A 20,999-nucleotide genomic window follows, 5' to 3' on the forward strand; every position below is an offset into this window, starting at 1 on the left:
AGCCGCCCTCGCATGCACCTCCCCAGAGTGGTGCCCATAACGCTCGATGATGACCTCCCCGCGACAGTGGACTGGATTGCCGCCTCTGCCACAAGCGCGGTTCCGAGCTGTGCCATCTCCGGGTTCGATGAGATGGGGGGCGAAGCGCGACCGCGTCGCCGCCCCGTTCGACCGCGGCCCGGGGAGGTTGGCGAACAGAGCAGACAGCGTCCCGATATCTGCCGAACCGCCTTCATGGTCACCATCCACCAGAGCGGCCCCTTTCGTAACACCTCGTAGAACAAGCCTACACAGCGCGTGTATCGCGCCATTCTCCCGGGAAGCGTTGCCCCTCCTGCCCCGCAACCTCATCCTGGAGCGTTCATCACCAGCCGAGGGGAAACGGGTGAACGTGCCGCGCCGTGTCGCAAACGATCCTGACGTCATTGGACAGACCACTGGTCTGATCGGATTCCTCAAGGAGGTCGTGCAGAGCAGCCACAACCGTCTGCGTGACGACCGCCGTTCCCGAGAGCGGCTATGGCTCGCCGACCTGCCCGTTTCCGTGCGCCGTCCCTCGGACCGGGGCGACGGACTGCTGCTCACGCTCGACCACGTACCCCAGACGGCGCCGCCGCCCCTGCCTGAGGTGCTGGAGGGGTGGGTGTCTACGGACGCGTGCCAGGACGCGGACGGCGGCGATCCGTCACTCGCTATCGAAGGGCCGGGGCGGGAGCTCGTGCGATCTGCGGACGGCCCTCAGCAGTGGGAAGAGGAAGCGGAGGACCACACCGTCCGCAGGGAGCAAGCAGCTGAAGTGCTGCGGGCCTACGGGCCTTGGCTCACCCGCTGGCGAGGCTGGGCGGAGCGGGAGCGTGCGGAACGGGGGCTCCGGGAGCTGTACGAACAGGTCTATCACTGGCACCAGAAGCTGACCCAGCAGGACGACCAACTCGAACTCGTCCTGGCCACCGGCCTCTTGACGTGGAGCGACCCGCGCGGAGACGCCGTCCACCGCCATTTGCTCACCCACCGGGTGGAGACGTCGGTGGACCGCAAGACTGCCAGGCTCGTGGTCCGGCTCACGGCCGAAGGGGCCGTACGACTTGAGGACCAGTCATTCCTCGACACCGATGACGGCTGGGCCCCCGAGCGTTCGGCCGCGCTCGCGGAAGAGATCGCCGCTCAGTCACTGCACTTGCTCGGCCAAGAAGTCCTGGAGCAGCTGACCCAGTGGCAGGACCGGGTACTACAGCGTCCGGTCTCATTCAGCGCCGAGTGGCAGCCGCCACGCGTGCCCGAAGCAGGCACGCGACTCACTTACGCTCCGGCGCTCGTACTACGTCCACGGGACCGCAATGCTCTGTTGAGCTTCTACGACCGGATCGCGGACAGCGTGGCCTCCGAAGGGCACGCGCCCTTGGGGCTGGCTCAGCTGGTGCTGCCCCTGAACTCCGAGCAGCGCTCGAACTGGGACGGTCGCGAGATCCCACCTTTGTTCGGAGACGACCCGCTCTTCCCCGGAAAGACAAACGAACGGCAGCGGAGTGTACTGCGGCGGCTGGAGCACGACACGGGGGTAGTGGTGCAGGGGCCACCTGGCACCGGCAAGACCCACACGATCGCCAACCTGGTCTCCGCCCTGCTGGCCCAAGGGCAGAGAGTCCTTGTGACCAGCGCCCGCGACCAAGCCTTGACGGTACTGCGAGACAAGCTCCCCCCTGCCGTGAGGGACTTGTGCGTCCTCCTGCTCAGCTCCGCGCGGCAGGACGGGGCGGACGAACTGGAACGCACGATCAACTCCTTGACCGACCAGGTCGCGACCAGCGACCCCGAACAGCTGCGGGACGAGATCCGTCGGCTCTCGGCACGCCGGGAAGAGGTGCGGGGCAGGATCAGCGCGCTCACCGAGCAGGTGATCGCGGTGCGGGAGGCAGAGGTCTATCGCCATCCGGAAGTCGCTCCCGGATACGCCGGCACCCTCGCCGCAATTGTCCAACGCGTCATCGATGGCACCAAGGGGTACTCCTGGATCGGCTTGGTTCCGGACCAAGGGCAGGCCGCCTCCGTTCCACCGCTGTCTCCCGCTCAGGCGGGAGAACTGCTCAGTCTGTTGCGCGACGGTGCCGCCGAGCTGCGTGCGGAGGGCACTCTGCCTGATCCGGACGCCCTTCCCTCCCCGCAAGACCTGGCCAGTGCACTCGCGACTAGCCGCGTCACTGACGATGGTCTGTCCGCCGAGGAGATTCTGATCCGCGACGGCCTCGCCCGGCTCGACACCTCCGTCACCGACGAACTCACCTCGCTGGCGGGTGACTGCCGCACGGCCCTTCACCACCTCGGCCTGCCGCCGTCGGCCAGACAGTGGGATACGGACAAGTGGATCACCAAAGCCCTCTCCGACATGCTCTCCCGCGACAACCTCGCACTATGGCAGCGAGTCTCCGACACCGAAGCTCAGCTCGACTCCATCACGCAACAGGTGGACGCGCAGGGCATGAAGCGCGTCCACCTGCCCGAGCAGCTCCCCGCCGACCAAGCCGATGGAATGCTCGCCAGAGGATTCACCCTGCGCGAGGGTCTCAGCTCGGGCGGCAAGTTGCGCCAACGCGGCAGCTTCTTCGCATCGAAGGCTCAGAAGGCTGCTCAGGACCTTCTGGACACGTGCACCGTCAGCGGGCACTCACCCGAAACCCTGGAGGACGTCGATGCCGTCCTCGCCCACCTGCGCGCTCACTCCACGGTTACTGCGCTCGCCGAGCGCTGGGCCCAGGCCGGAGCTCCCATTCCCGAAGGACGGCTTGAAATCCGTCTGGCCGCACTGGCCGAAGCCCACACCCGTCTGAAGCATGTAGGCGCGTTCGGCGCGTCCCGTGAGCACATCGACCGACTGCTCGTGCGTCATGGCCTCCATATCGCCCTCACATCACGCACGGCGTGGCAGGAGTTCACGAACGCGCTGTCCGCCCTCTCCAGCCGCCGGACCGCGGACGAGGCCACCGCCCGGCTTGCTGCTTGGGAGGAACGACTCCGTACCCCGGTTGAAGGCTCGCACGCCGCCCCAGAAGCACTGTCCGCCGCCCAGGCTGTCCGGGAACAGGACACCAACCGCTACGCCAAGGAACTCGACGCACTGCGGGAAGCCCATCGGCGTGAGTATCGCCGCCGCCGGTGCGGTGTGCTTCTGGAGGGCATTCGCGCGGCGCACCCTCTGCTCGCCGACCACCTGACGCAAAACCCCGACGATCCGGCATGGGAGGCTCGACTGGACTCACTGGCCGAGGCGTGGGCCTGGGGAGCCGCTTCCGCCTTCGTACGCCGCCAGCGATCGCAGGGGCGCGAGCGTCAGCTTGAAGGCGAACTGTCGCAGTGCGAGAGAAACCTGGAGTCACTGACCGGCGAACTTGCCGCTACTTGGGGTCGGTTGCATTGTCTTGAACGCATGACTCAGGAGCAGCGATCCGCCCTCCAGGCGTACCGCAACCATATGTCCTCGTATGGCAAGGGCAAAGGACGCAACGCGGGCCGCTACCGCGCTGCGGCGCACGACGCCATGAGGGCGGCTCAGGGAGCGGTACCCGCGTGGGTCATGCCCATCTCGCAGGTTGCCGAGACGGTGCTACCCAAACGGGACGCGTTCGACGTGGTCATCGTCGACGAAGCCAGCCAGGCGGGAATGGACGCTCTGTTCCTGCTGTGGCTCGCTCCGCGCGTGATCGTCGTCGGGGACGACAAGCAGTGTGCACCCCCGGTCAGCGGCATGGGACGCACCCAGGCGATCCATGACCGGCTCGTCTCTCACCTGCCGGATATGCCGCCGATGCTACGCACGCTCTACGGCCCCGCCACCAACCTCTACCAGTTGCTGTCCACATTCTTCCCGAAGGTGATCCGGCTGGAGGAGCACTTCCGGTGCATGCCCGAGATCATCGGCTGGTCCTCCCAAACCTTCTACAACAACAACCTTCAACCGCTGCGCCAGTACGGCGGCGAGCGTCTCGACCCCCTCGTGACGCACTTCGTCGAGGGAGCCGTCGCCCAGGGGCGCGACAGCCGGCTCCGCAACCCGAAGGAAGCCGAGGCCCTCGTCGACTGCCTGGCCCGGCTCGTGGAGGACCCCGCCTACCGGGACAAGACCATGGGGGTGATCACCCTCCAAGGACCGATCGGGCAGGTCAAGCTCCTGGAACAGCTCATCAACGCTCGCATTCCGGCGCCGGTACGCGAGCGCCACAAGATCCGTGTGGGCAACCCGGCGTCGTTCCAGGGAGACGAGCGGCACGTCATCCTGTTGTCGATGGTCGCCAGCGATCCACCGCGCATCGCGGGCGGGGCGCGCAGCGAGCGGCAGGCTTACAACGTCGCGGCGTCCCGAGCCCAGGACCAGATGTGGCTCTTCTACTCGGTTCCGCCCGATCGCCTCAAGCAGGGAGACCTGCGGCTCAACCTACTTGCCTACATGGAGAATCCGCCGGCCGCGCTGGCTGACACCGACGACATCGGAGAGGTGTCGAGCGAGGTACCCCAGAAGCCGTTCGAATCGCTCTTCGAGCAGCACGTCTACCTACGCCTGAAGGCTCGCGGGTATCACGTGATCCCTCAGTGCCCGGCAGGAAGCAAACGCATCGACCTCGTCGTCGTAGGCGCGCGCGGGCGTCTGGCCGTGGAGTGCGACGGTGACCGGTACCACTCGACACCTGAACAGATCCGGCACGACGAGCAACGTGATCGTGAACTCCAACGGGTGGGCTGGATTTTCTGGCGTATTCGCGAGAGCGAGTTCCGCTTCGATCCCGGCCAGGCCCTATCCGGTCTGTGGGATGAGCTGAACCGCCTGGGCATCCGTCCGGCTACCTACCGTGCCACCGATGACGCGTCCCCGTCGGCCCCTGCATCCTCCGGCAGGCAGTGGACTCCGCTCGACCTCTCCTCTGACGAAGGGCTGGCTGAGGACTCGGCGGAAGACCCCGACCATCCCGACGCAACCGATCCAGTAGCCGCCCTCGACACGACAGAAGTCGACGAGACCAACGACAGCATGGAAGGCACAGCATGACCCCGCAGCCCCCCATCGGCATCCTGGACGGCAACACCCTGGAGGAACTGGCTCGCGTCATCTGCGGCGACGAACACCTCTATTACCGGAAGGGCTTCGAGATCGCGCGCTTCCTGGAGCACGCTGGCTGGCAGAGCGTGCCGGAGTACGACGGTGAGTATCGCAGGGAGTGGACGCTCGCCCGGCTCTCCGAGCGTCGAGAGGACCCGACTGACCTGGAGAAGGTCCTGCTCCGGCTCGCCGACCCACGCGAATACTTCGACGAGCCTGAGCAGCTCCCTGCCGTGGTCTCTGCCGTCAATGCCTTCCTCGTCCACGAAGGAGCTCGCCTGGAGAACCCCGGCGGCCGGCCCCGTCTCGTCGCCTGCGACCCCTCTCTCAACTACCCGGGAAGTCAGGGGCCGGTCGAACTCAAAGCAACCATGACGGATCTGATCAAGAACGAGATCATGGCAAGTCTCCTCCAGCACCGCTTGGACGAGGCCCGCACCTGCTACGCCAACGGTGCTCACGTTGCTGCCATCATCATGCTCGGCAGCCTCCTCGAAGGTGTCCTCGTTCATGTGGTCCAGGAGCGCAACACCTCGCTGCTCGGCAGGACGTCTCCGGACAAGGTAAGCCTGGACACGCTGATCAAGACCTGCCACGACGCTGGCTGGATCGGCGCCGACGTCGAACGCTTCTGCCACGAGCTTCGCAAGTACCGCAACTTCGTCCATCCGCGCGCCGAAATCCGCGAAGCCCACGCCCCGGACCGGGACACGCTGGACATGTGCTGGCCGGTGGTCAACGCGGTCCTGAACGACCTTGCCGGATCACAGCCCGAAGCACCCTGACCCCACGCAGCCGTGACGTTGTCCTGCAGCACTCGTGCGATCGGTCAGGGGAAGCAAGTTGAAGAATGCAGCAGACGTACTGACGGAGCTGTCGCAGCCATCGAACGTCGCGACCCACTCCAGCATGGCGCTCATCGGCAGCGTGGAAGCGGCGGGCGCCGCAGAGGACGAGAAGAGGAAGGAGAAGGAACTCGACGCCCTGCGGCGCAAGCCGAAACTCCAGTCAATAGCCGCGAAGGAGGTTAGCTCTCTCCGTCTGACCCCCTGGGAAGTGCTCCACACGCTGGGGCGGGCCGTCGCTCTCGCCCGGCGAGGGGCAGGTCGCGGACTCGCTGAGCACTGGGGAAGCCTGAAGTACAGCCAAGCCCTGACCGGGGGTTCGGACGCCTACATGAAGCTCTCTGCCGAGGGACGCGAGACAGCGGACTACTACAAGGCGCTCCAGTCCGACGAACTCGGGATCGGCTTCGCTCTCGCGCTGGCCAAGCAGGTCTTGAGTCGTCGTTATCCCCAGCACATCGTTTCGATCATTCCGGCCGACACGGCCTTGCGAGCAGGCTGGGCTCTGACCAGCAGGGACAAGGGGCCCCGAGCTGGCTACCGGTACCGTCCGCGGTTCTTCGCCGAGGTCTGGAAACCCGGAGAGCCGTCGCGGGTTTTCCCGATCGAGTCCAAGGGCAACCACAGCAATGCCACCGTGTCTCACGACCAGCTCGCCTCCGCCTCAGCGCACGTGGAGGCGGTGCACATCGGATCGTGGAACGAGACGCCGAGCCTGGTATTCAGCACGGAGCTACCCGTGGAGGGTCCCCTCACCATCCACGCCCTGCATTCCACCGGAAGGGACGGCCGACTGAATCACTCGGCGGAACACAGCAACAGGAACCTGGATCATTTCATCCAGGACGCGAACTTCTTCCCTGGGATCCAGCAGCCAGCCGAGGACGACAGGACACCACAGGCGGAGCCCGGCTTCCACGTCACGCCTGATCGACGCGATTGGTTCCGGCATGTCCTCGCACGCACCGAAGCCGCTGGACTGACCGCCTTCGCCGGCGACGGCGAGGCCACAGTCCAGTACCTGACCAAGCGGCAGGGCAGTCGTCACTTCGCCGGCTTCGCGCACGCGGCGACAGGCAGTGTTCAGGATGCGCGAGAGAAGCTCCTCGGTATTCAGTTCGTCGGCACAGACCATGTCTTTCGGCTGAACAGAACACGTGTTGAGGCGTTCTCCGGGGTCGCTGAAGCCCTCTTCCGTCACCTCGAAGAAGGCAGGGTGGAGCAGTATCGCCGCGAGGTCTACGCCCGACGAAATGCCTGGCCCGTCGGCACATGGGACAGCAGGTGGCGCGGACCCGTCTCGATGAATCCTGACGGATCTGTGCTCGCCATGAGGGTGCTGACCTCCTGAGGAACCTGGGAGCCATTTGGGAGCCGACCCGCCCCCGAAGACCCCGCGACACCACGGCACACCGACCGGGGCCAAACCTCTGACCAGGCAAAACGCTGTCCGCCCAGGTGCTGGCCCCGCCCGACCCTCATTCGGGACGAAGAGGTCGTGGGTTCAAATCCCGCCACCCCGACAGCCGTAAGACCAGGTCAGGGGCCTGATCCACTTGGTGGATCAGGCCCCTGAGTGGTTTCCGGGGGCGTCTTGGGCGCCGAGCACAGGAGGCCCCCCGGGCGCCACTCAGCCCGACATCTCGGCCCACAGCTTTCGGCACTACCGCGCCGGGACCGACCGCAGGCGGCCGCACCTCTGACGGACACTGTTCCGGCAGGCGGCAGGAACAACCTTCCGCCGCCCACTGCGAGCCGATGATTCGTCGCCTTGGAGATGCCTTCCCCGAACGCCGAACCAAGTCCTCCACATGGCTGCGAATCCGAGGACCGGCACCGAACGGCACTGCTAATCGACCACTCCAGGACCCGCAACAGTCTCAGTGACCCTGTTGCCACCCAAGCGCTTAAGCCATACCATGCCATTCGCGATTGCGAACAGAGGTTCGCGCTGAGTTCGAGAATCATCGAACGGGGGGTGGGCCCATGGCCGTATTAATGGCCGCAGCGGCACTGTGGGGCGTGCTGCAACTGTTCACGCTTGCCTGGCCAACACGTTCGGTGCGGCTGTCGACGGTACTGCTCGCACTGATGGTCGGGATCTACGGATGCGGCATCGCAACGGCGTTGATCGAGGTGGCCTACACACGCCTGTACGCGGATCAGTCCGGCCACCCGCTGACCGAGGTCGTGAACTCCACCAGCTACACCGTGGCACCGTGGGTGGAGGAACTCCTCAAGCTGAGCCCGCTGTTGCTGTCCGGCCTGTATGCCAAGGTGCGCCGCCAGTGGGGACTGACCGACTTTGTGGTGCTCGGTTCCGCACTCGGTGCCGGGTTCGGACTACTGGAGGCGCTGCTGCGGTTCGGCGGGGAGGCCAAGCGGGCGATCCCGCGACCGGGGGGTGGCTGGGTGATTCCGGACGGCTTCTCCCCGCCCTATGTGCCGGGCCCGAACCAGGTGTTCACCAGTTGGCTACCCGCCCCGTTCACCAACGTCGAGATGGGGCAGGCATCGGCCTCGGCAACGTTCTCGCACCTGGTGTGGACAGCCATGGCCTCACTGGGCGTTGGTGTGCTGTTGCGCGGCCGTGGCCGGCAGCGCCTGCTGTCAGCCGTGCCGGTCGGGGGCGCTATCGCCTATCACACGCTCAACAACTACGCGGCCAAGCACAATGAATCCACCGACGCGCTGCACTGGCTGGAGACGCTGGACACCAAGGCATGGCTGATACCGCTGCTCTGTCTGGCCGCAGCGATGCTCGTGGACCTGCGCCGGCTTCGCCGCAGCAAACGCCTCATACCAGGTGTCCTGCTGGCCGCTGAACGCCGCGACGGCGACAGCGTCGCGGCACTGGTCCGTTACGCCGCCTGGCGACCGCCATGGACCCTGCTGATCGCGCTCCGCTTCATCCGCCTACGCCGCGCCCTCTGCTACGCCTCCACTCAGCCCCCACCCGCAGAAGACCCGCACCCAGCCTCCCACCAGGCTCCGCCGACAGCGCCCCTGCGCCACCCGACCGCCCAGCCGCCAGGCAGAGCCACCGAAGATCTGGGCCGTCTCACAGCGCGAATCGCGGTCCGCATCGACGCCTCCGACCATGCGGATGCCTGGAAGGACCTGGATATACGCGGCTTGCTGCGCCAAGCTCGGGCGCGCGCCGGGCGCCGCAGATGGCTGCTCCTCATCCCGTGCCTGCTCGCTCTCCCCTCCCTGGTCTTCCTCGGCATGGGTTCCTTCCACTCCCAAGCTGACCTCCAGCACTACATCTCCACCGGGCCGCGCCCGCGCATCCTGCTCTACTGCGCGACGGCAGCCCTGGCCTGGATTGCCTGGCAACTCGCTGCCCTCCTACGCACCTGGCGAGCTACGGCAGCCCAGCCCATCGGTGAGGCTCTGGCCCTCCACCGCTTCCGCGTCACCACTGCCCTCGGCTCCGCTACCACCGGCACATACCTCCTCTGCCGCGGCTTCGACAGCGCCGACCCCACCGGCGCCCTGACCCCCACCGCACACCTCCTGGAAGCCCTCGACCAAGCCCTCTTCTGGATCGGCCTCCTGCTCCTCCTCATATCCCTTGCTGCTCTCTTCCCGCCAGGCGCCGGCCTGGTCATGGCCGGCGGCGGCGCCATGGCCGGAGGCAGTGTTATGGCCGGGATCACCGCCGAAGCCGCCGTCAACGCCGCTCTGCTGGGCAGTGCCGGGATCGTCCTCATGGCGGCGGGGAATCAGGGAAGTGGCTGGAGCGAGACCACCCCATCCGGGCCCAGCGGAAAGGGTTCCGGATCAACCGGAAGAAGGGGGCAGTGGCGGGCCAGGGACGATATCGAAGGCCCTGCTGCAGGGAAAGAGATACGCTTTCCGCATTCTCGGCATACCGTTTCGGGTTCAGGCACCGGAAAGCCCAACGCCAAGAACAGCGTCATCATGCGCGGCCATGAAGGGGAAGTCGCACAGGACATCGAGGGTATCGCTGCTGGGCGAGCCAAGTGGGTGGCCGATCTGACCCGATACGAGATAAACGGCCGCACTTACGCGATAGAAGAGAACGGCACGGTATTTCCCGACAGCGGCCTAAACATAGTCAACCTTAACCGAGTTGAGTACGCGGCATTGAGGCAGATCGTCCGGGCTCGCGGCGATATTTCAGCAGCTCCACAGCTCGCGAGAGATCCGAAGTTTTTGCAGAACCCGGAAGCCATCGAAAAGGCTTTGAAGATCTACAATGGGATCATTCCATGATGTATAATCTGCTGATTGCCGGCCGAATGGAACCGCACGAGCTGGCAACCATCCTGTCATCGACCTTCCACTTGAGTGTGGAGGATGTAGATGTAGCCGACTACCTCGGCGATGCGGACCGGAGGAACTGGGAAGCCAGCGTCTCATGCGAGTACAGCGCCCTTCGGGGAGATCTCTCGTGGTCACTGGAAATCTACGCTCAGAAGTCCATTGCCGACCCTCCCTCGGAATCGGTATTGGCGCAGCGCGTCGCCACAGCAACCGGGGTGGTGGTGCTGTTCCCTGCCATGGAGCATCTACCGAGTGCCTACTGGGCGGCCACCCCTGAAGGAAATGTCACGCGGGTACGCCTCTACGAATCCGACGAAGAAGCCCCCGTCTATGTGGTTGATGCCGTGGAAATCCCGGTTCGACAGCTGCCGAACGCAAAGGTGATGAGGATCCCGGAGGTTGTCCGGGAGTTGAGGATCGCCACTCCGATCACGGACAGCTTCCGCGAGCAGATGCCTGCACACCTCCTGGCCCAGCGAGGCGCTGAGTGGAAGTTCTCGGACTGTCTGGCAGCGTGGGAAAAGCTCGTCGTCCACCTGGCATCGGGGTGGGCCGGTTCGGGCTGGTGCCCCCCAGACATGTACCGGGAGCGGCTGGCCGCACGGGACGGGCTGGCTACCGCCCCTGACCAGCTCCCCCCTGGCGCTGTGACGGTACTGCGACAAGGGCTTCAACAGTTGGACAGCACTTACGCCCACCTCACCAAGGAGGACCCGCGGGGCTCACTGATCGGACTGCTCCTGGGCGCGGAAGCGCGTGGCAGGCAACTGGGCTGGTGGTGGCACCGGCGGCCCGAGCCACTGCCCTGGTGACTCGAATCGGGTCCACTGCTCTTATACGCGAGCCCGGGGAATCCGCCGCCGTAGTCAGCGGAGTCGAGCGCGTGTGTTCGCACTGCGGAGCAGAGCAGGACAGGTCAAGGAGTGCAGGCAGGTTCACGCCCGTGAATGAACCCGGCGCATTGTTCCTCGCACCCGACATGAAAATGACGCCCCCTCACATAGTGGCTGGAACAGGGGAGGTGGGGGCCATCGATGCGCCGGAACCTCTCCGTGGCTCCACACAACGGCCTTAAGGTGTGCCAATCAGACACCACCCCCAAGGGAGCCTGACATGGACCCGATCACGGCAGCAGCCCTGACGGCACTGGCCGGAACCGTCGGTGGCGAAGCCGGCCGCCAGACGTGGCAAGGGCTCACCGCACTGGTGAGGCGTCCGTTCCGGCGCGGCGCGGCACCGGACGCGGCACCGGGCGGACCGCCCGCGGTCAGCTCGGGCGAGCTGGAGCTCGTGGACCTGGAGAACAGTCCCGCCGACCCGTTGCGCGCCCAGGCGCTGGCGACGGCGCTGGGCGTACGGGCGGCCCTGGACGACGAGTTCCGTGCGCTGCTCGAGGAGTGGTGGCAGCAGGCCCGGAGCGGCTCGGGCGGTGAAGTGCACAACAGCATCAGTGGAGGGACCCAGAACGCCCCGGTGCTTCAGGGCCGGGACTTCTTCAGTCCCACCTTCAACATGTCGCAGAACGACGACCACTGACGGCCGGGGCCGGGGCGGCGGTCCAGCAGGGCAGCCACCATAGGGCGCTTCACCGGGATTCCCAGGACCCACGCGTCCTCGGCGGTCTACTGTCGGACCCGCCGCACTGCCCACCGTGGGCGACCGAGGAGGAACCCTGTGTCATCGCCCTGCGACCCCAAGCACGCCCCCGCCGGCGATGTCGGCACGGCGCTCATGATGATCGACTCCCGGCTCAAGTGCATCCACGACGGCAAGTCCGGTTCCGACCCCGAGCAGCAGGAGTTGGTCGACCAGTTCGCCGCGTCCCTGGGGCCCCAGGGAACCAAGGACCTGCTGGACGGCGCCTGCACGCTCATCTTCATGTTCATGAAGTGGCTGCGGATGACCCATGAACAGCACGACAAGGACGTCATCGAGTACGTGGTGCCCACCCTTGTGGCCACGATGCGCATGATGCCCCGGAGCTGCCCCTCCGAGGTCATCCCCACCATGGCGGGCCTCGTCATCGCCGCGGGCACCGGCCTGAGCCCCAACCTGTGGCGCAAGCAGTACGGGCACTGGACCGACGAGGAGATGACTCCTCTCGAAGTCACCGCTTTCCTGCTCGCGGAACACATCAACCGCATCGCCGACGACCCCGACTTCGCCACCCGCATGATCACCGAGGCCCTGTCCGGCGTGGACGAGAGCTGACGTCGGGTTGCGGGTGGCGAAGTCGGGGTCGTCGTAGTGGCTACTTCGGGTCGTGGTTGAACTTCGCGGTCGACCAGAAGTAGCCGAGGGTCACCAGGCTGAGGCTCCAGGCGAGGGTGAGCCATCCGTTGTTGCCGATCTCGCTGCCGAGCAGCAGTCCTCGCAGGGTTTCGATGGCGGGGGTGAAGGGCTGGTACTCGGCGATCGGCTGGAACCAGCCGGGCATGGTGTCGACGGGGATGAAGGCGCTGGACAGGAGGGGCAGCAGGACCATGGGCAGTGCGTTGTTGCTGGCCGCCTCCGCGTTGGGGCTGACGAGACCCATGCCGACGGCGACCCAGGTGAGTGCGGTGGCAAAGAGTACGAGCAGTGCGAGTGCCGCCAGCCACTCCAGGGGGGTCGCGTCGGTGGAGCGGAAGCCGATGGCGACGGCTACGGCGCCGACGAGGATCACGCTCATCACCGCTTGCAGGACGCTCCCGACGACGTGTCCGACGAGTACGGAGCCGCGGTGGATTGCCATGGTGCGGAAGCGGGCGATGATGCCTTCGGTCATGTCGCTGGAGACGGACACGGCGGTTCCGACGACGGTGCTGCCGATGGTCATGAGGAGAATTCCCGGGACGATGTAGGCGATGTACGCGGAGCGGTCCGCGCCGCCGCCCCCGATGCCCGCGCTCATCACGTCGCCGAAGATGTAGACGAACAGCAGGAGCAGTACGACCGGGGTGAGCAGGAGGTTCAGGGTGAGGGAGGGGTAGCGCCGGGCGTGCAGGAGGTTACGGCGGAGCATGGTGCCGGAGTCGCGTGCGGCAAGGGTCAGGGCGCTCATCGGACTGTCTCCTTGGGCTGGTCGGGGATGCCTGCGGTGCTGGTCAGGGCGAAGAACACGTCGTCGAGGTCGGGGGTGTGCACGGTCAGTTCGTCGGCCTCGATGCCGGCGGAGTCGAGGCGGTCGAGGATGGCGCGCAGCTCGCGCTGGCTGCCGTCGCTCGGGATCTGGAGGGACAGCGCCTCGTCGTCGCTGGTGGCGTCGTGGAGGGTGGCGGCGGCGCCGCGGTGTGCGGCCGGGTCGGTGAAGCGGAGGCGGATGTGCCCGCCGGGGATGAGCTGCTTCAGTTCCTTGGCGGTGCCTTCGGCGGCGATCTTCCCGTTGTTGAGTACGGCGATGCGGTCGGCGAGTTCGTCGGCTTCTTCGAGGTACTGGGTGGTGAGGAGGACGGTCACGCCGTCGGCGACCAGCTCGCGGATGATGTTCCACATGTTGTGGCGGCTGCGGGGGTCGAGGCCGGTGGTGGGTTCGTCGAGGAAGATGATCCGCGGGTTGCCGACCAGGGTCATGGCGATGTCGAGCCGGCGTTTCATGCCGCCCGAGTAGGTGGAGGCGGGCTTCTTCGCGGCGTCGGTGAGGTCGAAGCGGGCCAGGAGTTCGGCGGCGACCCGCCGCCCCTCGCCGCGGGGGAGGTGGTGCAGGTCCGCCATGAGGAGCATGTTCTCCTCGCCGGTGATCAGGCCGTCCACGGCGGAGAACTGCCCCGTGACACCGATCGCGGCCCGCACCGCCTGGGGGTTCGTCGCGAGGTCGTGACCACCGACGCGGATGCCGCCGGGGGCGGGACCGGAGACGGGACCATCGGCGTCGGCGGCGATGAGAGTGGAGAGGATCTTGACGGCGGTGGTCTTGCCCGCGCCGTTCGGGCCGAGCAGCGCGAAGACCGTTCCTTCGGGGACGGCCAGGTCGATCCCGTCCAGGACGACCTTGTCACCGTACGACTTGCGCAGTCCGTTCGCCGCGATGGCCAGGTTGGTCATGACAGTTGCTCCTCAGAGACTGCGGGCGACGATGTCGCCGTGGGCGGTGGTCGCGCGGATCTTCAGGGCGGCGGCAGCGCCGTCGGTGTTCTTGAGCGCGTTCTCGATCCGGCCGTAGGTGGTGCCGGCGTCCAGGGACGCGGAGACTCCGTGTCCGGCGCCGACCGACACGTCGCCGGACACGGTGCGCAGGACGACCGCGCCGTGCAGGGCCTCGGTGACCCGGAGGTCGCCCTTCTGAGCGCTGATCTCCGCGGGGCCGCGCAGGAGGCCGACCGAGACGTCGCCGGCGAGGAGGGAGAGGCGGGCGCTCGCGGCCTCGTCGAGCTTGACCGAGCCCTGCGCGCCCTCGAAGGTGACGTCGCCGAGCCGTCCGACGCCCCGGAGTTCGGCGTCGGCCGCCTTCACCTCGATGCGGGAGTCGGCGGGCAACTGGACGGTCACCTCGACGGATCCCGAGCTGCCGAGGATCCGGTTCTTCGCCGGTGAGGCCGTGATCCGCAGGACGCCGTCGCCGTACTCGACCACGATCCGCTGCGCGGCCTGCACGTCGCGGCCCTTCGAGGCGTCCGCGGGCACGACCTCGACCGTGGTGTCGGCCCGGTCGGCGGCGATGAACCGGATGCGTCCCGCGGGGATGTCGAGGACGGCCGAGACGGGGGCGGGGGTGTCGAACTTCTGCATCGCGTTCTCCTTCTTCTCCATCGGGCGCTTCTCCCGCCCTCTGTTTCTGATAGTGGAAACGCTACGTTGTGTTCACAGACATGACAACACACTTGTTGCATAAGAATGGCATTACACCAGCTCATCGAAGTGCGATCGTTGCAATGGGCTTGAATTCAACGCAACAACACCACTCCAGTCGTTGCAATGAATTGGAAATGAACGCTATGCTGGGGGACACCGCAGACCACGAAGGAGATCCCGATGCCGGGAGGCAGGCTCACCCAGCAGGAACGTCAGCAGATCGCGCTGGGACTGGCCGACGGCCTGGCCTACGCGGAGATCGCCAGACGCCTCGACCGTCCGACCTCGACGGTCACGCGCGAGGTGATGCGCAACGGCGGCCCCACCGCGTACCGCGCCGAGCTCGCCCACCGCGCCACCGAACGCCGCACCCACCGGCGCAGGCAGGCCGCGCCCCGGGAGTCGGAGGCGCCCGCGCAGGCCCACGGGCGCGACGCCGAGGCGGTGCGCGCGTACGAGGAGATCTTCACCACCGCCCTCATACAGTCGGGCACGCCCAAGATGATGGCCCGGGTGATGACCTGCCTCTACACCGCGGACTCGGGCAGCCTCACCGCGTCCGAACTCGTCCAGCGCCTCCAGGTCAGCCCGGCGTCCATCTCCAAGGCGGTCGCGTTCCTCGACAGCCAGGGCCTCGTTCGCCGGGAGCGCGACGGACGCCGACGCGAGCGCTACGTCGTCGACGACGACATCTGGTACCAGTCGATGATCTCCAGCGCCCGGTCAACCGCCCAGATCGTCGAGACCGCACGGCAGGGCGTCGGCGTCCTCGGCCCCGACACCCCGGCCGGCGTCCGCCTCGAAAACATCGCCCGCTTCCTCGACTTCGTCACCGAGAGCCTCATCCGCTCCGCGGAGCAGGCCCGCGAAGTGCTCCACACGAAACCCGAAACCACCCCGGCCAGCACTGAGGCGGGCACGGCGAACAGTCCTGCGGACAGTCCTGCGGACAGCCCTGCGGACAGCCCTGCCTGACGGAGCGACAGGCACCACGGGCGCGAACGGCGCAGCCAGTCACCACCAGGCGCCGTCAGTCACCACCAGGCATCGTCAGCTGCCGTCAGGCGCCGTCGGTCACCACCAGGCATCGTCAGTTGCCGTCAGACATCGGCTCCGCCGAAGCGGTCGCGGTAGGCGGCCAGATCGTCCTCGGTGATCTTCGCGAAGAGCACCGGAGGCACGGTGAACGGCGTGCCGGCCGGGACAGCGTCCAGGGACCTGGCCGCTTCCGCGGTCACCCAGGTCGCGGTGTCGCTCCCCAGGGCGAAGGCCCCGCGCATCGCGGCGGCCGAGGCCGGGATCAGCGGTTCGGAGACGATCGCGTAGAGGTGGATGAGGTTCATCGCCGTACGCAGGGTCAGTGCCGCGCCCTCCGGGTCCGCCTTGATCTCCAGCCAGGGGGCCTTCTCCTCCAGGTAGGAGTTGCCCGCCGACCACAGGGCCCGCAGCGCGGCCGCGGCCTTGCGGTACTGGAGCGCCTCCATGTGCTCCTCGTACTCGGCCAGCAGCCGCGCGACCTCGCCGCCCAGCCGCGCTTCCGCCTCACCGGCGGCGCTGCCGGCCGGGACCTCGCCGCCGAACCGCTTGCGGGAGAAGGACAGCACGCGGTTGACGAAGTTGCCGAGGGTGTCGGCCAGGTCCTTGTTGACCGTGGCGGCGAAGTGCTCCCAGGTGAAGGAGGAGTCGTCGGACTCGGGGGCGTTGGCGATCAGGAAGTAGCGCCAGTAGTCGGCGGGGAGCGTCTCCAGGGCGGCGTCGGTGAAGATGCCGCGCTGCTGGGAGGTGGAGAACTTGCCGCCGTAGTACGTCAGCCAGTTGAAGCCCTTGACGACGTCGACCTTCTTCCACGGCTCGCGCACGCCCAGCTCGGTGGCGGGGAACATCACCGTGTGGAACGGGACGTTGTCCTTCGCCATGAACTGCGTGTAGCGGACGGTGTCGTCGGCCTCGTACCACCACGACTTCCAGTCCCGGGTCTCACCGTCCGGGGCGGCGTCGGCCCACTCCTTCGTCGCGCCGATGTACTCGATCGGGGCGTCGAACCAGACGTAGAAGACCTTGCCCTCGGCCGCGAGCTCCGGCCAGGTGTCGGCCGGGACCGGAACGCCCCAGTCCAGGTCGCGGGTGATGGCGCGGTCGTGGAGGCCCTCGGTCAGCCACTTGCGGGCGATGGACGAGGACAGCTGCGGCCACTGGTCCTCGTGCCGGGCCACCCACGCTGCCACCTCGTGCTGGAGCTTGGACTGCAACAGGAACAGGTGCGTGGTCTCGCGGGCCTCCAGCTCCGTGGAGCCGCTGACCGCCGAGCGCGGGTTGAGCAGGTCCGTCGGGTCGAGCACGCGGGTGCAGTTCTCGCACTGGTCACCGCGGGCCTTGTCGTAGCCGCAGTGCGGGCAGGTGCCCTCGACGTAACGGTCCGGCAGGAAGCGTCCGTCGACCGGCGAGTACACCTGGCGGATCGACCGTTCCTCGATGAAGCCGTTCTCGTACAGCTTCCGTGCGAAGTGCTGGGTGATCTCGGCGTTCTGCCGCGAGGAGCTGCGTCCGAAGTGGTCGAAGGCCAGCTGGAAGCCGTCGTAGACCGCCTTCTGCGCGTCGTGGGCCTGCGCGCAGAACTCCGCCACCGGCAGCCCCGCCGCCTTGGCCGCCAGCTCGGCCGGCGTCCCGTGCTCGTCGGTCGCGCAGATGTACAGGACGTCGTGACCGCGCCGGCGGAGATACCTGGAGTACACGTCCGCCGGAAGCATCGACCCGACCATGTTGCCCAGGTGCTTGATCCCGTTGATGTAGGGAAGCGCGCTGGTTACCAGGTGTCGAGCCATCCTCGGATGCTCCATTTCGTGCGTACGGCGCCGGTGACGGTGGCGCGGCGGGCCCCAGGTCGGGAGGGTGCGGCGGACTCGACCGCTCAGGCCACTCAACCGCGGCACGCGTCGTGACGGCCGGATCCGCGAGGCGCGGCAATCGTATGGCACCCGGCTGCCACCCCGGCGAGCATTTTTTGTCCGTTGACGGCTGTTCAGAGCTGCTGAGGAGGACGGCTCCGGGGGCAGCCGCAGCAGGAACTCGCGCGGCTCACCCGTCGGAGGCGATGCGGTCCAGCCACTCGCCCAGCAGGTGCTGCTCCGCACCGCTGAGAACCGTCCGTTCGGGCATCGCGGCGCGCAGGGCGCGGGCGGCACCGGCCGGGCCGGCGTCCTGCACGGCAGGCTCCTGGTTGGTCACCGCCGCGACCATGGACTCCCGGAGCGTCGTCAGCAGGGCCGGGTTGCGCCGGTCTTCGGGCAGGGACAGCCAGGTGAGCACCGCGCCGCGCGCCGTGGCGTGGATGAGCATCGCCGCGAGTTCCTCGTCGACGCGGAGCCAGCCCCCGGCGGCCAGGCGCCGGATGCGTCCCATGAGGATCTCCAGGCCGGCCCTGAAGGCCGCCGACGTGGGCCTGGTGGGCTCGCTGTACATCAGCGTGAACAACGCGGGGTTGGCCAGTCCGAACTCGACCGCCAGATCCCATCCGCCCCTCAGGTCCTCGATGAGGTCCGGCGGGTCGGGATCCACGTGCTTGGTCGCGAGGAACCTGGTGAAGCCGTACTCGGCCACCGCGTCGAGCAGCCCGCCCTTGTCACCGAACATGCGGTAGATGGCCGGCGGCTGTACGCCCGCCGCGACGGCGACCGCGCGGGTGGTCACGGCGTCGCGGCCCTCGCGCGCCAGCAGGTCGGCCGCGGCGTCGATGATCCGCTGCCGGGGCTCCGTCGAGGCAGCACTGCCGACAGCGGCCGCGGCTGCGGCCTCGCCCGTGTCGTTGTCGCGTGAACGTGGTGACATATATCGATGATACAGCTCAAACAGTTCCATCGATAATTCCAGTGTTACGGTAGTTGCGTTTCCACTGGAACCAGAGTGTTGGAGCACATCATGATCATCGTGACCGGAGCCACCGGAAAGCTCGGACGCCGGATCGTCGAGGGGCTGTTGACGCGCCTACCGGCCGAACAGGTCGGCATCAGCGTCCGCGACCCGGAGAAGGCAAAGGAGTTCGCCGACCGCGGCGTACGCGTGCGCCGGGGCAGCTTCACCGACGCCGCCGGCCTGGCCCACGCCTTCGAGGGCGCCTCCCAGGTGCTCATCGTCTCCGTCGACAAGATGGGGGACGAGTGCGTGCGGCAGCACCGCCTCGCGATCGACGGGGCCGTCGCGGCAGGCGCCCGGCGCATCCTCTACACCAGCCAGATGGGCGCGCGCCACGACTCGCACTTCCAGGCCTGCCGCGACCACGCCGCCACCGAGGACGCGCTGCGCGCATCCGGCGTGCCGTTCACCTCGCTGCGCAACGGCTTCTACGCCGCCAGCGCGCTGCAGTTCGCCGCCCACGGCATCGAGTCCGGCGAGATCGTGCTCCCCGCGGACGGGCCGGTCACCTGGACCACGCATGCCGACCTCGCCGACGCGGCCGCCGCCGTCCTGGCCGACGAGGGCCGCTTCGACGGGCCCACGCCGCCGCTCACCGCGGCGCAGGCGCTCACCTTCGACGACATCGCAGGGATCGCCGGCGACATCACGGGCCGCACCGTCACCAGGACCACCGCACCCGACGCCGAGTTCCGGGAGCAGCTGATGGGCCAGGGCGCCCCCGCCGAGACCGCGGACCAGTTGCTCGGCATCTTCGCGGCCGCCCGCGCCGGTGAATTCTCCGCCGTCGACCCGACACTGGCCGCCCTGATCGGGCGCGAACCCCTCTCCATGAGCAGCGTGCTGCACGAGCAGCTGTCCAGCGACAACGGCGGCCGGTAGGGAACGGACAACCCTGATACGCGGACGGTGGTGCCGCGGGCTCGATCCGCCTACGGGACGGGCGCAGAGGGCGGACCGGGGTGCCGGAACGGTCCGTCCAGGGCTGCCCACTGGAGCAGCATGATGGTCTTGGCATCGGCGATGTCCCCGCTGCGGATCATCGCGAGCGCCTCGTCGAAGGGCAGTTCCACGGTCGCGATGTCCTCGCCCTCCTCCGCGACCCCGTACCCGTCGGCCACCGTGGTCACCGTCGTCACGGGATCGTAGGGAGCGGCGTAGAAGTGCAGGCGCTCGGTGACCGACCCCGGGCTCATGTAGACGGTGAACACCGGCTCGGGGGCTCCGATGACGTGCCCGGTCTCCTCGGCCGCCTCCCTGCGGATGGCCTCCTCCGGGGCGTCACCGTCCAGCAGCCCGGCGGCTGCCTCGATCAGCATCCCGTCGGGGTGCCCGTTCACGTACGCGGGCAGCCGGAACTGGCGGGTCAGCAGCACGGTGCGGCGCTCGGCGTTGTGGAGCAGGACCGTGGCGCCGTCGCCCCGGTCGTACGTCTCGCGCTGCTCCCGGCTCCAGTGCCCGTCGCTGTGCTGGTAGTCGAAGGTCGTCCTGCGCAGGACGTACCAGTCGCAGGAGAGTACGTCCACGTCCCTGACGCGCACCCGCGGGTTCCCGGTCAGGTCCCGGCCGTGCCGGTCCAGGCCCGTGCGCCCGCGCCGGTCCGGGGTGTCCAGGCCGGCGGTCACCGCGCGGCCGGGATGTCGTCGATGCCGGTGTAGACGTCCAGGCCAAGGCCCTGGGCCGTCGTCACCATCCGGTCCGCGCCCTCGGAGGGGCCTCCGATGCGCAGTACGGCATCGCAGCGCGCCAGCAGGCGTTCGGCGACGGGGTGGAAGATCTCCTGGAAGACCGGGTCGCCGGGCCCCGTACTCCCCGCGGCCTCCACCAGCGGAAGGGCCAGGGCCTCGCCGGTGAGCGGCAGGTGGCCGGCGCGGAAGAGCGCCAGTGCGGTCAGGTTCATCGCGCGCACATGGGCGTCGAGCTTGGCGGGGTCGTCCCCGGTCCCCGCACGGTAGGGGCCGGCGACAAGGATCATCAGGGGGCGCGGGACGGCGGTCATGACAGGTGCTCCTCGCAGTGGGGTCTGAGTTCGGGGCCGGGGGCGGAGCTCGGGGTCGTGTCCGCAGTCCGGCTTCGGTCCTGACCGGGTGGGAACC

The 20,999-nt window shown here is 67.7% G+C and carries 16 protein-coding genes; 9 read left to right on the forward strand and 7 right to left on the reverse strand.

Annotated features, from left to right (window positions below; translation table 11 throughout):
• Positions 1 to 385: 385 nt before the first annotated feature.
• From ACIO3R_RS32605 to ACIO3R_RS32635, 7 genes are all read left to right on the forward strand, one after another.
• Positions 386 to 5,035 carry an AAA domain-containing protein gene (locus tag ACIO3R_RS32605; RefSeq protein WP_402110648.1) on the forward strand — a complete coding sequence of 1,550 codons (4,650 nt, stop codon included), beginning with the start codon at positions 386 to 388 and terminating at the stop codon, positions 5,033 to 5,035.
• Complete coding sequence (locus ACIO3R_RS32610) at positions 5,032 to 5,871, forward strand: hypothetical protein (protein ID WP_402110650.1); 840 nt, start codon at positions 5,032 to 5,034, stop codon at positions 5,869 to 5,871. The genes ACIO3R_RS32605 and ACIO3R_RS32610 overlap by 4 nt, the downstream gene beginning before the upstream one ends.
• 58 nt (positions 5,872 to 5,929) lie before the next feature.
• Positions 5,930 to 7,282, forward strand: coding sequence for a hypothetical protein (locus ACIO3R_RS32615; RefSeq protein WP_402110651.1), 1,353 nt, complete (start codon positions 5,930 to 5,932; stop codon positions 7,280 to 7,282).
• Between the two features lie 647 nt (positions 7,283 to 7,929).
• On the forward strand, positions 7,930 to 10,173 hold the full coding sequence (locus ACIO3R_RS32620; RefSeq protein WP_402110653.1) for a PrsW family glutamic-type intramembrane protease: 2,244 nt from the start codon (positions 7,930 to 7,932) through the stop codon (positions 10,171 to 10,173).
• The gene (locus ACIO3R_RS32625; RefSeq protein ID WP_402110654.1) at positions 10,170 to 11,036 is read left to right on the forward strand and encodes a hypothetical protein; all 867 of its coding nucleotides are present in this window, start codon (positions 10,170 to 10,172) and stop codon (positions 11,034 to 11,036) included. The genes ACIO3R_RS32620 and ACIO3R_RS32625 overlap by 4 nt, the downstream gene beginning before the upstream one ends.
• 301 nt (positions 11,037 to 11,337) lie before the next feature.
• Entirely contained in the window at positions 11,338 to 11,760 is a 423-nt protein-coding gene (locus ACIO3R_RS32630; RefSeq protein WP_402110656.1) for a hypothetical protein, read from the forward strand.
• A 138-nt stretch (positions 11,761 to 11,898) separates the two neighbouring features.
• Complete coding sequence (locus ACIO3R_RS32635; protein WP_385039203.1) at positions 11,899 to 12,435, forward strand: hypothetical protein; 537 nt, start codon at positions 11,899 to 11,901, stop codon at positions 12,433 to 12,435.
• 40 nt (positions 12,436 to 12,475) lie between these two features.
• On the opposite strand, the gene ACIO3R_RS32640 is transcribed toward ACIO3R_RS32635, so the two are convergent.
• From ACIO3R_RS32640 to ACIO3R_RS32650, 3 genes are read right to left on the reverse strand one after another with little or no spacing between them, the layout of a single operon-like run.
• Complete coding sequence (locus ACIO3R_RS32640; RefSeq protein WP_402110658.1) at positions 12,476 to 13,267, reverse strand: ABC transporter permease; 792 nt, start codon at positions 13,265 to 13,267, stop codon at positions 12,476 to 12,478.
• Positions 13,264 to 14,247, reverse strand: a complete 984-nt coding sequence (locus ACIO3R_RS32645) for an ATP-binding cassette domain-containing protein (RefSeq protein WP_402110660.1) — start codon at positions 14,245 to 14,247, stop codon at positions 13,264 to 13,266. The genes ACIO3R_RS32640 and ACIO3R_RS32645 overlap by 4 nt, the downstream gene beginning before the upstream one ends.
• A 12-nt stretch (positions 14,248 to 14,259) precedes the next feature.
• Positions 14,260 to 14,931: a DUF4097 family beta strand repeat-containing protein gene (locus tag ACIO3R_RS32650; protein ID WP_385031567.1), complete on the reverse strand. Its 672-nt coding sequence runs from the start codon at positions 14,929 to 14,931 to the stop codon at positions 14,260 to 14,262.
• Between the two features lie 243 nt (positions 14,932 to 15,174).
• Here ACIO3R_RS32650 and ACIO3R_RS32655 point away from each other — a divergent pair, with 243 nt between their 5' ends.
• A complete protein-coding gene (locus ACIO3R_RS32655; protein WP_402110662.1) occupies positions 15,175 to 15,969 on the forward strand; it encodes a helix-turn-helix domain-containing protein in 795 nt (264 codons plus the stop codon).
• 125 nt (positions 15,970 to 16,094) lie between these two features.
• Here the strand turns inward: ACIO3R_RS32655 and metG are convergent, their stop codons facing one another.
• Positions 16,095 to 17,816, reverse strand: coding sequence for a methionine--tRNA ligase (metG, locus tag ACIO3R_RS32660; RefSeq protein ID WP_402110664.1), 1,722 nt, complete (start codon positions 17,814 to 17,816; stop codon positions 16,095 to 16,097).
• 253 nt (positions 17,817 to 18,069) lie between these two features.
• Positions 18,070 to 18,819 (reverse strand): TetR/AcrR family transcriptional regulator, encoded by a 750-nt coding sequence (locus ACIO3R_RS32665; protein WP_402110665.1) that lies wholly within the window; start codon positions 18,817 to 18,819, stop codon positions 18,070 to 18,072.
• Between the two features lie 90 nt (positions 18,820 to 18,909).
• Here ACIO3R_RS32665 and ACIO3R_RS32670 point away from each other — a divergent pair, with 90 nt between their 5' ends.
• Positions 18,910 to 19,785 (forward strand): NAD(P)H-binding protein, encoded by an 876-nt coding sequence (locus ACIO3R_RS32670; RefSeq protein ID WP_402110667.1) that lies wholly within the window; start codon positions 18,910 to 18,912, stop codon positions 19,783 to 19,785.
• Between the two features lie 50 nt (positions 19,786 to 19,835).
• Here ACIO3R_RS32670 and ACIO3R_RS32675 read toward each other — a convergent pair whose 3' ends face one another.
• Together ACIO3R_RS32675 and ACIO3R_RS32680 are read right to left on the reverse strand one after the other, a co-directional pair.
• Complete coding sequence (locus ACIO3R_RS32675) at positions 19,836 to 20,528, reverse strand: NUDIX domain-containing protein (RefSeq protein WP_402110669.1); 693 nt, start codon at positions 20,526 to 20,528, stop codon at positions 19,836 to 19,838.
• Positions 20,525 to 20,902, reverse strand: a complete 378-nt coding sequence (locus ACIO3R_RS32680; protein ID WP_402110671.1) for a DUF4406 domain-containing protein — start codon at positions 20,900 to 20,902, stop codon at positions 20,525 to 20,527. Before ACIO3R_RS32680 ends, ACIO3R_RS32675 begins: the two co-directional genes overlap by 4 nt.
• Positions 20,903 to 20,999 lie beyond the last annotated feature (97 nt).

It is taken from the genome of Streptomyces sp. NPDC087428 (assembly GCF_044744085.1).
Classification (GTDB): Bacteria; Actinomycetota; Actinomycetes; order Streptomycetales; family Streptomycetaceae; genus Streptomyces.